The organism is Scytonema sp. HK-05 (assembly GCF_963872035.1).
In the GTDB taxonomy this organism is placed as follows: domain Bacteria; phylum Cyanobacteriota; class Cyanobacteriia; order Cyanobacteriales; family Nostocaceae; genus Kalymmatonema.
This window is the reverse complement of sequence record NZ_CAWMYC010000043.1, coordinates 1-12,250: the sequence shown is the minus strand read 5'-3', so window position 1 is coordinate 12,250 and position 12,250 is coordinate 1. Positions and strand designations below refer to the sequence as shown.

Below are 12,250 nucleotides of genomic sequence, written 5' to 3'. Positions count from 1 at the left end.
CTACAGAAGAAGAGATGCTTTCGTCACTCACCGCCTTACATCCCCACCGCATAGGCGGATGGGGTATTACGGCGATTTGATAAATCGGCTGATCGTCGATGAGCGTGTCTATGACGAGTTTGTCGATCGCTTTGTCGATCGCGTCCGTAATTTGAAGATGGGCGACCCGAACGACCCGGATACGGATATTGGTCCTATCATCAATGAAGCTCAGTTGAATTCACACCTCAAGCACATTCAACAAGCACGTCAGGAGGGTGCCCGTCAACTACTCGGTGGCGACCCTGATGGACTAATGCTACCGCCGCACGTCTTTGTCGATGTCAACAATCAGATGTCGGTGGCGCGTGAGGAGATGTTCGGACCTATCGTCTCCATCATTAAAGTCCGCGATGAAGCAGAAGCCTTGCAGGTTGCGAACGACACTGAGTACGGCTTATCGAGTGCAGTGTTTACCCGCGATGAGGGACGCGGGCTGCGCTTCGCACGCTTAATGCAAGCGGGGATGACGCATATCAACGATCAGACGGTAAACGACCTCCCGAATGCTCCCTTTGGTGGCGAGAAAAATAGTGGGATAGGACGTTTTGGTGGCAATTGGGCGATTGAGGAGTTCACCACCGATCACTGGATTACCGTGCAGCATACCCCGCGTACCTATCCCATCTGATAAAGCCAATCACTACCTCTATCTGGAGTCCCCGAAAGCGATCGCTGTTTCGTGCCTTCACCGATTGTAGCCATTGCCCAAGGGGCAGTGGCAAAGCCAATCCCCCTATGGTCCTTGCCCAAAAATAAGCCCCCTTCATGCGAGAAGGGAGCTAGAGAATGGTTTCATATATTTCTGCTGATAATTATTAAATGCAGCTAAAACTAGCTTATGCAGTTCGCTGTGATCAATTGTTGAGACACCTGGGTTTGAGGCGGTGGTGTCAAAGGAGGAACTCAGTCGCTTCAGCAGTGTTTATCCTTTGGGGCACAATGCACAGCCGCAGGGCATTGCAGAGGCAATACTCTACCTTGCAAGTGATAAAGCAAGTTGGGTTAGGGGCGCAATTCTCGCTATAGATAATGGCGTTACAGGCGGACGACACGGCGCTTAAACTCGGATACATCGAAGAGGGCTTTTGCGGTTCGTAAAAAAAGCGAGCTTCCCCAAGGAAACTCGCCTTATTTTAAACTCAACAGAGCAACTTAGATATCTTGTTCGCTCAACTCTCTAGTCATATAGTCAAACGGCTCATCTACAAAGCTCGTATTGGCAACACCTGCTGCAGCCACTTGCTCCTTCACAATATCCTTCATAATTTGGATACCGAGAACCGTTGGACCAATTGGCACTCCTAGAGAATTGTAAGTTTCGCGCAGCCCTTGCAACACACGCTCATCCAGCACATCAGTATTGCCAGCAACAAGAGCATAGGTAGCATAGCGCAGGTAGTAGTCCATATCCCGCAGACAAGCCGCATAACGGCGAGTTGTGTAGGCATTCCCACCAGGACGAATTAACTCGGGCTGTTCTTCAAATAACTTAGAACCAGCCTGCTTGACTAGTGCCGCCGCATTTGAATTGATAGCCGCCGCTGCTTGCACGCGTGCCGTACCACTTTCAAAGTAAGACTTGAGGCTGTCGAGTGCATTCCGGTCGAAATACCGACCCGCAACGTCATAATTCTTAATTAAACTTGTCACTGCATCCCGCATTCCTTTTTCTCCTAATCAATCCTTTCTATGGTTTGATATTAATCTGACTGCTTTTAGCAAAGCTGCAACTTAAAAGTGCCGCTTGTCAAAGAAGCTCCAGCACAAAAACAATCTATAGCGCTAATTAAGGATTCTATGCTAAAGTTGACCCCTCCGAGATGAACTGTCTACTTTTGTAAAACTAGTTAAGGAAAGGTTAAACATAATCTTTTAAACTGATGTTTTGTTACAACCAATACAAAATACTCCAATTTTAAATCCTTACGATATTCTAGGTGTCTCATGGATTTGGATTTACAAGCAGGGTCAGCATGCTTTGAACGCTCTAGTTTTACTATGAATAAATCGGCAGATAAGGAGTAACCATGACAACCCCACAAGAAGTCTTGAAGCGCATTCAGGACAATAACATTCAGATGATCGATCTGAAATTCATCGATACGCCAGGAACCTGGCAGCACCTCACGGTTTACCATAACCAAATCGATGAAACTTCCTTCACAGACGGCGTACCTTTCGACGGTTCTAGTATCCGGGGTTGGAAAGCCATCAATGAATCAGATATGGCGATGGTACTCGATCCCAACACTGCCTGGATCGACCCTTTCATGAAAGAGCCAACTCTGAGCATCATTTGTAGCATTAAGGAACCACGGACAGGTGAATGGTACAACCGTTGTCCCCGCGTTATTGCCCAGAAAGCAGTAGATTATCTGGTTTCCACAGGCATTGGTGATACAGCTTTCTTAGGTCCTGAAGCCGAGTTTTTCATCTTTGATGATGTCCGCTTTGACCAAACCGCGCACCAAGGCTACTACTACGTAGACTCAGTTGAAGGTCGTTGGAATTCTGGTAAAGAAGAAGGTCCTAACCTGGGTAACAAACCAGGCTACAAACAGGGTTACTTCCCAGTTCCCCCTACTGATACTTTCCAAGATATCCGTACAGAAATGCTGCTGACAATGGCAGAGTGCGGGGTACCCATTGAAAAGCAGCACCACGAAGTAGCCACCGGTGGACAGTGCGAATTGGGCTTCCGTTTTGGTAAGTTGATCGAAGCTGCTGACTGGCTGATGACTTACAAATATGTCATCAAGAACGTAGCCAAGAAGTACGGCAAAACCGTCACCTTTATGCCCAAGCCCATCTTTGGCGATAACGGTTCCGGGATGCACACCCACCAGTCCATTTGGAAAGATGGTCAACCGCTGTTTGCTGGCGACAAATATGCTGGCTTGAGTGACATGGCGTTGCACTACATTGGCGGTATCCTCAAGCATGCACCAGCACTGCTGGCAATTACCAACCCCACCACCAACTCTTACAAGCGCTTGGTACCTGGTTATGAAGCACCTGTAAACTTGGCTTACTCCCAAGGGAACCGTTCTGCTTCTATCCGTATTCCTTTGTCTGGTACTAACCCCAAAGCCAAGCGGTTGGAGTTCCGCTGTCCTGATGCGACTTCTAATCCCTACCTGGCATTTGCTGCCATGCTATGCGCTGGTTTAGATGGGATTAAGAATAAAATCGACCCAGGTCAACCTCTCGATAAGAATATTTATGAACTCTCTCCAGAAGAGCTGGCGAAAGTTCCTTCAACACCAGGTTCTCTGGAGTTGGCGTTGGAAGCACTGGAGAATGACCACGCCTTCTTGACAGAACCAGGCGTGTTCACCGAAGACTTCATTCAAACTTGGATTTCCTACAAGCTAGATAACGAAGTCAACCCAATGCGGTTGCGTCCTCATCCCTACGAATTTGCCCTCTATTACGATGTTTAATTAAGAACGCTATTTGAGAGCATTTTGAGACCGTAACTAAAGCCACCCGCCTTGGGTGGCTTTTTTTGGTGTAGAGACGCGATATATCGCATCTGTACAAAATTCAACAATCTTGACACCTAACTCATAGCCGCATTGCTGCGATCGTAAGTCATGCGAGCAGTAGGGTCGATTTTCCCTTGGGTAGGGTTCCAGTAAGTAGAGACTTCTCCGGGAAGACCTATTTCCTCACCAGTACGCTCTAGCATCGATTGTTGACGATTTTTGATGATTTGATAATGACGCATCATCAAAGCACGAGCTTTTTCTTGAGTAGACATAGTAAGGTCCTCCGTAATTTTTTTTGTAATGTTAAGATTAGCTGACTTAATTGATTCTACTATAACAGAAATTCTGTATCTAAAGTTACGGAATGGCTGGGTTTAATAAAAGTTAACAAGAAGACGTGGGGAGATGAAGAGAAGTCTATAGACGCCGAGCGGTTTGCCTTTAGGGTACGGGCGCTTCCAATACCGTTCGGTTAACGGGGTCGTCACCCTGAAGGGCATTGAGCCGATATGCCACCAGAAACCGCGTGCGCCTCGGGGCTGAAGCGAAGGTAGCCCCGAGGGGTAAGCGGTCATCGAAGAAGCGGAGGAGAACCGGAGTTGGGGGCACAGGAGAGAACCCCATAAATCCTGCTTTTTTGTTACATCTTTCTCAAGATTGGTTTCGCTTTATTACATAAACCTTTCTTAAGATTCATGATTCTTTAGTTATAATTATTAAATTTGTAGAGAAGAACGTAACAAAAGCTTAAGCGATTCTCATGTCTGACACTTTAACGAAGCTGACTTATCAGACTTTCCAACAGGGCAAAAATTACTTTGGTCTGGCTCACAAAATATTAAGTACGCGGTTGATGAACATCATCTCTCCTAGTCAGCAGCAGACCAAACCTATACCAACTGAGATTTTACCCAAACTTCAACAAAGGCTGAATAATCTGCTCGAAGTTGATTGGCAGGATGCTGAGCGGGGTGTGTATCCCACAAGTGTACTGTTTGATAACCCTTGGGAAGAGTTTTTCCGCTACTATCCAGTCGTGTGGCTAGATTTACCGCAAATCTGGGAGCGGGCTAACCAAAAGAAATATCAACAGTTTTCCTCCAATGTGGACATTGAGGGTTATCCCAGCTACTACGTGCAGAACTTCCATCACCAAACAGATGGCTACTTGAGTGAATTATCAGCCAATCTGTATGACTTGCAGGTGGAACTTCTGTTTGGTGGTTCAGCTGATCCAATGCGGCGGCGCATTCTGGCTCCTCTTAAAGAAGGGTTAAAAGTTTTTAGTGATGTGCCACCACGCCAAGTACGTATACTAGATGTCGCTTGTGGAACTGGTCGTACTTTAAAGTTGATTCGAGCAGCTTTATCTCAAGCATCTCTATTTGGGACAGATTTGTCACCAACTTATTTGCGTAAAGCAAATGAACTTTTATCCCAACTTCCAGGAGAATTACCGCAACTTTTACAAGCAAATGCGGAAGAGTTACCCTACTTGGATAACTATTTCCATGCTGTGACTTCAGTTTTCCTCTTCCATGAGCTACCCCCAGCAGCACGTCAACAGGTGATAGAGCAATGTTACCGGGTGACCAAACCAGGGGGAATCTTTATTATTTGCGACTCTATTCAAATGAGCGATTCACCTGAAATGGAGCCTTTAATGGAAAACTTCCAGGAAACTTTCCATGAACCTTACTACAAACATTACACGACTGATGATTTGGTAGAGCGTTTAGAGAAAGCAGGCTTTGAAAATATTGATATGCAAGTTCACTTTATGAGCAAGTATCTCATTGCTCGAAAGCCTGCTTGATGTAAAGAAACGCTACGGTAGCAACAAAAAACTAAGCTAATATTAATACCAGTTAACATAACTCTCATAAAAAGTTATGGCTGTTGCCTACCCACGCAAATTTCAGAACGCTATAGGCGCAAGGGACATCTTGAAACAGGTAGTTCGCGATGGTGCAGAGCACCCGCATGATTGCGATCGCGAACTCCACCTGATCACTCTCAACCGCTACCGCTACGCCGAGCAACGCAGTTGCAAAGACCTCACTGAAATCATTGAAGAACTCGATGGACAGCCACCGGAGCTAGTACGGGATTTGTCTCACCATATTTCAGATGAAGCCCGTCATGCCATGTGGCTGACTGATCTGTTAGTGGAACTGGGAGCGAAAGTGGGAACGCCTCCAGGCTCTTCCTATATTGACGAGTTTGAACGCTCATCGCGGCAGTCCCCAGTCTCAGCAAAGCGGACTGGGTTCGTATAGCGGTCAATCAATGGGGTTCAATGCCCCTTTGATTGACAATTTTCGTATTAATTCACGAAGTATGTCTGATTGAGTTCTTTCTGATATCTCGCAATATTTTTGCAAGTGTTCAAATTCTCTATCTGATATCCGTGTTGTTACTTGTTTCATAGCTGTCAATTTGCTTTCAATGTGCTATCATGATATTAACGTAAGCACAAGCAAAGGTCGATTGCTATGGCTACCAAGCGAATTACTTTCAGGCTTTATCCTTCAAAGATACAATCTGATAAAATGCACTACTGGAAGCGTTTGCATAAAGATTTATACAACGCTTGTGTTGAACATCGTAAAACTTCATATAAAAAGTTCAATAAATCAGTAGATTACTTTGACCAACAAAATTGTCTACCTGAGTTTAAAGAATACTGGTCAGAGTACAAAGAGCTTGGTAGTCATGCATTGCAAGACACTGTTAAACGCGTAGATTTTGCGTTTAAGCGGTTCTTTAAACTTAAGTCTGGGTATCCCAAGTTTAAATCAAGCCGCCATTATAAAGGATGGACTTATCCTTGTTCAGCAGGGTGGAAAGCTTACACAAACGGCAAGAATGGTTATCTAAAAATATCTAATTTGGGTAACATTAAAATGCGTGGTCAGGCTAGAGATTGGGGTAAGACTAAAACTTGCACAATCATATTTAAGCAAGGGAAATGGTACGCTTCAATCACTATTGATTGTGTTCCAACTCGTCCCCAAACTGATACAGGTGCTATTGGTTTAGATTTTGGGACTCACCACGCAATTGCTGACTCTAATAGCAATATAATTGAGAATCCTAGATTTGTTAAAGTTGCTCAAAGTAAAATCAACAAAATAGCTAAAACCAGTCGTAGAAAAAGACCACCAAACAGGGGTGTGAAACCTTCACGACGCTGGAGAAAAGCATCGCTTGCAGTAGCTAAAATACAATCCAAGGTTGCTAGACAAAGACAAGACTGGCAACATAAAGTCTCTACACAAATAGTTAGCTGTAATAGCTTGGTAGCGACTGAAAAGTTAAATCTTAAGGGGATGACTCGTAAGTCTAAAGGCAAGAGAAAACGTCAAAAGTCAGGACTTAATCGTTCATTGCTTGACGTGGGAATTGGGAACCTCAAAGACTTGATTAAATATAAAGTTACTGAGGCAGGCGGTTTTTATGTTGAGATTCCAACACAAAAAGTTAAGCCTTCTCAAACTTGCCCGAATTGCGGTCATCAGAAAAAGAAAACATTAGCAGAAAGAGTGCATTATTGTTCTGAGTGTGGCTACCAATGCGATAGGGATGTTGCAGCAGCAATGGTAATGCTAAATTACGCAAGGGGGCAGGAACTGTCCTCTACAGGCGCTTCGGAGTCAACCTCTACAGGAGTGCGGAAGTTTCAAGCAAGTTACTCAAACGAAGCGTCAGAAACGCATATCTCAGCCATAGGCGGATGTGCGTAGTTCATAGGCTAATAGACCGCGAACAAAAAGATCCAACCAAAGACCTCGACGATTTTTTAATTTCGTTACTTGCTGGAATTAACGTCACCGAAAAACGGGGCTGTGAGTATTTCTCGGCACACATTTACGCCCTCAAGCAAGCGCCGCAAACTGAAGAAAACATCAAAATCCGCGAAACGATTGAAAAAATTCTGCCGGAGGAAGCAGGACACGTTCGTTGGGGTAATCGTTGGTTAGCGCAATTAGCGGATAAAAGCCCAGAACATCGGCAAAAGGTTGAGCAAGCAAAGCGGAAATACGCTGCAATTGAACAAGCAGCCTTTGAAGCAGGTATGGATATCACCTTGGGTGCAGAACTGCGTAGAGTTGCCAACCTGCTAGAAGTGGCAAACACAATGCCGATGTGGGAACGTCCCCAATACCTGATGGAACGCTTACCGCAAACTCTGCTAGCGCCAGATTTGCAAATGACTCGCATTGATGTCGTTCAGCGAGTTTGGAAGCGAGACCCCCAGGCATTGATGGAAAGGTTTGTGCCAATGTTCCTTAACGGTTTGAAAGGGATGCAAAATAACTCCCAGAAAACGACGGTGTAGAACAGGCGAGGCACCTGTTCTATAAGTAGGGTGGGCAATGTCCACCCTATTTTTTACCAAAATTTATCCAAAAAGCTGTTTCATGCGTTAGCGTATAGCCCCAAGCTTAGAGCCCAATACGGTTGCTGTTAAGGATTGTTGGTGATAGCGTCCCTTGCGCGTGTCCTGTAAGCGCAAAGCGCACACTGAGCGCTTCGCGCACGCACTCGCGTTCGTGAACGCGAACGCGAGTGCATGTCGCAAAGCGACGAGCGCGTGTCCGTAAGGACTCAGGGACGAGCGCGTGGCACGAATGTGCCGTCTTATTCCACACCTGTAGAGACGTTGCATGCAACGTCTCTACATAGACGTGTTGATAATGGTTTTGGTCTTATCACCAAGCGTATTGGCTAGAGCGTGTGGGGCATATTTGCGGATTTGGGATGCTCCCTCTCGAAGAGGCTGTTCGCCCTTACAAGAAGTTGTATTTCATCGAAATGAAAATTGCTAGAACTGTTCACTGTTCCTTACTTGCCACCCAGTCGTAACTCCCAACCGAGTTCTGATAACTGAGTTGTGGGTTCTTTGTTGCTCATATCAGCCCATCGCCTACAACCTGTCTAAAGACAGGTTGCAGTACGCTCACAAATTTGTTGATAGTCATAATACCTGAACCACATGGGCTATAGCTGAACCAACAGCCCAAGTAACACCTTTCAAGAGATAACTTGAAGGTTGCGAGCGAGAATTTCCTGCTTATTTAAGTAGCTCTTCATGCTTGCAAAACAGACAGCTAACTTGCGCGAGCATTTCGATGCAAGGGTTGACAGCTGACTAGGTATACAGAAGCTCACGGATAAAATACCGGGCTATTCCTTAGCTTTGTTGTATCTTTAGTGTTACATCTCTGCTAAGAATGGTGGTACACAAGTGTTAAATATAACACCCTGTTTGAGCGAACTTTAATTTCCTTGCTACAAGAGGATTGCCACCGCAACAAATAGCATTAACTTCGAGTTGTTAGACAGCAGAATTTGTACTCTCGACATATTTCATCAATTTCATGCGACCACTACCTCTGTAGCCGCTGCGAGAAGGCTTTTTGGTATTGTCTTTTGCCGACATCAACTGTTGTGAGCCAGAGTTGGATAAGTGTATACCAGGTGCTTGGCTGTTAACAGCTAAGGAGCCAAATAACAATCCTGTGATTAAAAATGAAATGGCAGCACGCATAGCAAATGTCTATTTTTGAACTCTCCATTTCACTGATACTGAGTTTTCTTTACTGCATCCGGATAATTTATAAAATAGTATTTTTTTTTACTGCATAAATTTTGCTCATGTGCTGAGATTTTCAACTATTAAGCAATTGAGAGCGTGATTGATTCGACCCCAAATTGTGAGCAGTTGCTGCTCACAAAAGGTTTGCAACTGCTCGTGTATGTGCGATCGCAAAGTCACAATCTGCCAAGTTTGCCCCTTGTATTTACTTGGCGCAGTGATAGTGAATTTGTAATCTTGCTCAGCTATTCGGTAAAAGATGCCCTGGAAAGAAGAAGTCTTCCTTAGAGTTACGCGATCGCCATCAATGTAATAAGATTGAGGAGGCGATGAGAAAGGGCAATTGCCATTAACTGAATATAATTCTGGGTTATCTAAATAATACAATTGCCAGTGCAACCAATCCGGAAAGTTTGGTAGCATATTCAATAATGGAATAATTGCCGCTGCGGCATATTTATCTTTCAATAAAGCTTCTTGAAGAACTCTCACAGGCAGATTGCGAGGGCTTAAATTCAATTCAATACAGATAGCAGCAGCCATTCCCGCAGCTTGACCAATACCCATGACTACAGGTTGCAATCTAGTTGCCCCCGACGCAATGTGTGAGACAGAAATATTCTTTTCGCATACTAATAAACCATCTGTTTCTGTAGGAATTAAACAACGGTAAGGAATTGTGAAAGGAGTTCCCGTCCTCCGTCCTCCCCAAAGGATAGATTTAGGTGAAACCTGAAACTCGACACCCGGATAATGGTGATCGTTAGGATAGTTACCAATAGCAATTGCATCTTCATTCAAAGATGCAACTATACCTCCAGCCATTGGCAAAATATCCTGTTCTCGCACAGTCGTGAGTCCTACCAGACGACGGCTTTCCCGGTAGTAGGGGTGAAGGGCGAAGGAGGAGTGGAGGGAGGGAGAGAGGGAGGGAGAGAGGGAGAAAGGGAGGGAGGGAGAGTGGGGGAAGATATTTGGTGCTAAACCGTAGCGACGACCAACTTGATTTTGGATAAAACGGGCAAAATTTTGGCTGTGCCAGCGGCATTCTTGAAGAAATTCGCGCCGCGTTTCTTCTGTTTGTATCAATCGCCCCAATCCTTTGCCATAGTCATTGCCACGAATGGGCCAGTTAATCATAAATAGACCTCCTGGCAAGCGACCGTAATTCAAAAATTGTTCTGCACCATAGTCATCCCAAGCGCCAGCAAACTGTGATGGATCGTCGTGAGGCGCGGCGGGAATTTCTGGGGCGATCGCTTCCCCAAAATCTTGCATGATCACAACCCAAGTGGGGGCTTGCACTGGATATCTTTGTGTGATATTATCAAGCTTCGCTGGGGCACTGGGTTCTCTCCACTCAGACTGCAATTCCCAGCCCCAGCGTAATGGCACTTGCGCTAAAGCTAGCAAATCTCCTAATTCTGTCGCGTCTAGAGTCACTTTGGCTTTAACAGTAAAATCTGCAAACCGAACGCCGGTTAGGCAATTTCCCTGGCGGAAAACCTCCAACGGCACTTGTCCTGTAATCCAAAGCAGGTTGGGCAATTCCTGCACCCAATCTGCAAAAATCTGTGCCCCAATACGGGGATCGTAACTAAAAAAGCTGACCCAGCAATTGTCTAATCCTCCCGGCTGTCGGTGCTGCAATTCTCGTAAAAAGGCACCCCATAACCCTGTCTGAAAAGCTTCTAATTCATTGCCATCCGGCGCAGATACTCCGGCTGAGGTTAGCATTCCCCCTAACCAAGGAAATTCACTCACCAGGATAGTTTTTGCCCCTCGTCGCGCTGCTTGGATGGCGGCGGCTGTTCCTCCTGTTCCGCCTCCGACGACTAAGACATCGGCTGTGTATGTTTGATTAACCATCGCTTCACCTCTGGTAAATAGCTGATAATTTTCCTGTAGCCACGACTTCCAGTCCCTAGGGCAAAAGATGCGGACTTGATATGATTACCGCGAATGTTAGGCACTTTCCTCACACAGACAAGATTGATTGCCTGATTTAGTCTATTGCGTTTATGTAATACAATGATTATTGTAACTTGGCAAAAATTACCCAAATACCAAACATGACCATCATATTGGGGAATAGTGCATCAGTAGAGTCAGTCGTAGCTCAAGAAAAAGAAGCTCAAACTTTCAAGGAACTAGAGCGCATACTACAAACAGAAGGCTCCAAAGTGAAACTACTAGGAGCCAATGGAGAGCAAATTGATATTCCTGAGTCGCTTCATCAGGTGTTGCATCATGTCGTTCAAGCTTTTGTTAAAGGTCGGATTATCTCTATAATTCCGGAAAATTGTGAAATGACGACACAACAAGCAGCAGACTTTCTTAACGTCTCACGCCCTTATCTAGTTAAGTTACTAGAGCAGGGAGAAATTCCTCATATCAAAGTGGGAACACATCGACGAGTTCCTTTCCAGGATTTGATGAAATATAAGGAACAGCGAGATAGTAAACGTCGGCAAGCACTTCAGGAGCTTATTGAGATGAGCGAAGAAGCTGGCTTGTATGAGGATGAAGAGTAATTGTGACATTAGTAGAGTATAATTACTATGCCCAGCGCTCTCCTAGATGCCTGTGTCTTGTTTCCGATGTATCTACGCGATACCTTGCTATCTACTGCTGAAGCTGGTTTGTACGTACCTTATTGGTCGCAGAACATCTTAGATGAAGCAATGAGCAACCTCATCCTCAAAGGGAAAGTATCCGTTGAACAAGCTCAGAATCTTCAGCAAACATTGAAAGCAGCCTTTCCGGAAGCAATGGTTACAGTGCTTGCAGAACTAGAAGCAGTTATGACGAATAATCCTAAGGATCGTCATGTTCTTGCTGCTGCGGTAATGGCTAAGGCTAGTATCATTGTCACCCATAATCTCACAGACTTCGATGCTAACGCTTTGACACCGTGGGAAATCAAAGCATTTTGACCAGATGAGTTTTTGAGTCACTTATTCGACGACTATCCTGAAGAAATGGTTGAAGTCGTACGTCAACAGGCTCAAAAGTATAAAAGACGCCCGTTGACTTTTGCCGAACTACTGACTTTGTTAAGTGAACTACCCAACATCCATCTGAGTACAGATAGGGTGTGGGCTTCCCAATTCAA

General features: G+C 45.1%; 14 protein-coding genes. 9 read left to right on the top strand and 5 right to left on the bottom strand.

Features of this window, described 5'->3' with window-relative positions; all coding sequences use genetic code 11:
- Positions 1–670 (top strand): aldehyde dehydrogenase family protein (locus tag AACT52_RS07390; protein WP_143173011.1); only part of this gene is annotated, 670 nt, incomplete at its 5' end.
- On the opposite strand, the gene AACT52_RS07385 is transcribed toward AACT52_RS07390, so the two are convergent.
- Positions 658–792 (bottom strand): hypothetical protein, encoded by a 135-nt coding sequence (locus AACT52_RS07385; RefSeq protein WP_272937156.1) that lies wholly within the window; start codon positions 790–792, stop codon positions 658–660. The genes AACT52_RS07390 and AACT52_RS07385 overlap by 13 nt on opposite strands.
- Before the next feature lie 107 nt (positions 793–899).
- Here AACT52_RS07385 and AACT52_RS07380 point away from each other — a divergent pair, with 107 nt between their 5' ends.
- Positions 900–1,103, top strand: a complete 204-nt coding sequence (locus tag AACT52_RS07380; protein ID WP_083630822.1) for an SDR family oxidoreductase — start codon at positions 900–902, stop codon at positions 1,101–1,103.
- A gap of 91 nt (positions 1,104–1,194) precedes the next feature.
- Here the strand turns inward: AACT52_RS07380 and apcB are convergent, their stop codons facing one another.
- The gene (apcB, locus tag AACT52_RS07375; RefSeq protein ID WP_073636457.1) at positions 1,195–1,704 is read right to left on the bottom strand and encodes an allophycocyanin subunit beta; all 510 of its coding nucleotides are present in this window, start codon (positions 1,702–1,704) and stop codon (positions 1,195–1,197) included.
- 365 nt (positions 1,705–2,069) lie between these two features.
- On the opposite strand from apcB, the gene glnA reads away from it, so the two are divergent.
- Positions 2,070–3,485: a type I glutamate--ammonia ligase gene (glnA, locus tag AACT52_RS07370; RefSeq protein ID WP_073636456.1), complete on the top strand. Its 1,416-nt coding sequence runs from the start codon at positions 2,070–2,072 to the stop codon at positions 3,483–3,485.
- 119 nt (positions 3,486–3,604) lie between these two features.
- Here the strand turns inward: glnA and AACT52_RS07365 are convergent, their stop codons facing one another.
- Entirely contained in the window at positions 3,605–3,805 is a 201-nt protein-coding gene (locus AACT52_RS07365) for a hypothetical protein (protein ID WP_069349180.1), read from the bottom strand.
- Between the two features lie 488 nt (positions 3,806–4,293).
- Between AACT52_RS07365 and AACT52_RS07360 the strand changes: the two genes are divergently transcribed.
- The 4 genes from AACT52_RS07360 (at position 4,294) to AACT52_RS07345 (ending at position 7,875) form a co-directional block, all read left to right on the top strand.
- Positions 4,294–5,349 carry a class I SAM-dependent methyltransferase gene (locus AACT52_RS07360; RefSeq protein WP_073636455.1) on the top strand — a complete coding sequence of 352 codons (1,056 nt, stop codon included), beginning with the start codon at positions 4,294–4,296 and terminating at the stop codon, positions 5,347–5,349.
- A gap of 76 nt (positions 5,350–5,425) precedes the next feature.
- Positions 5,426–5,812, top strand: a complete 387-nt coding sequence (locus tag AACT52_RS07355) for a ferritin-like domain-containing protein (RefSeq protein WP_233154248.1) — start codon at positions 5,426–5,428, stop codon at positions 5,810–5,812.
- Positions 5,813–6,028: 216 nt separating this feature from the next.
- Positions 6,029–7,279, top strand: coding sequence for an RNA-guided endonuclease InsQ/TnpB family protein (locus AACT52_RS07350; RefSeq protein ID WP_233154247.1), 1,251 nt, complete (start codon positions 6,029–6,031; stop codon positions 7,277–7,279).
- Entirely contained in the window at positions 7,270–7,875 is a 606-nt protein-coding gene (locus tag AACT52_RS07345; protein ID WP_233154246.1) for a hypothetical protein, read from the top strand. Before AACT52_RS07350 ends, AACT52_RS07345 begins: the two co-directional genes overlap by 10 nt.
- Before the next feature lie 999 nt (positions 7,876–8,874).
- On the opposite strand, the gene patX is transcribed toward AACT52_RS07345, so the two are convergent.
- Complete coding sequence (gene patX / locus AACT52_RS07340) at positions 8,875–9,087, bottom strand: heterocyst-inhibiting protein PatX (protein ID WP_073636454.1); 213 nt, start codon at positions 9,085–9,087, stop codon at positions 8,875–8,877.
- Positions 9,088–9,192: 105 nt separating this feature from the next.
- On the bottom strand, positions 9,193–11,004 hold the full coding sequence (locus tag AACT52_RS07335) for an FAD-dependent oxidoreductase (protein WP_073636453.1): 1,812 nt from the start codon (positions 11,002–11,004) through the stop codon (positions 9,193–9,195).
- 203 nt (positions 11,005–11,207) lie between these two features.
- Here AACT52_RS07335 and AACT52_RS07330 point away from each other — a divergent pair, with 203 nt between their 5' ends.
- Both AACT52_RS07330 and AACT52_RS07325 read left to right on the top strand, forming a co-directional pair.
- Complete coding sequence (locus tag AACT52_RS07330) at positions 11,208–11,669, top strand: helix-turn-helix domain-containing protein (protein WP_073636452.1); 462 nt, start codon at positions 11,208–11,210, stop codon at positions 11,667–11,669.
- Between the two features lie 27 nt (positions 11,670–11,696).
- Positions 11,697–12,071: a PIN domain-containing protein gene (locus AACT52_RS07325; RefSeq protein ID WP_073636451.1), complete on the top strand. Its 375-nt coding sequence runs from the start codon at positions 11,697–11,699 to the stop codon at positions 12,069–12,071.
- Positions 12,072–12,250 lie beyond the last annotated feature (179 nt).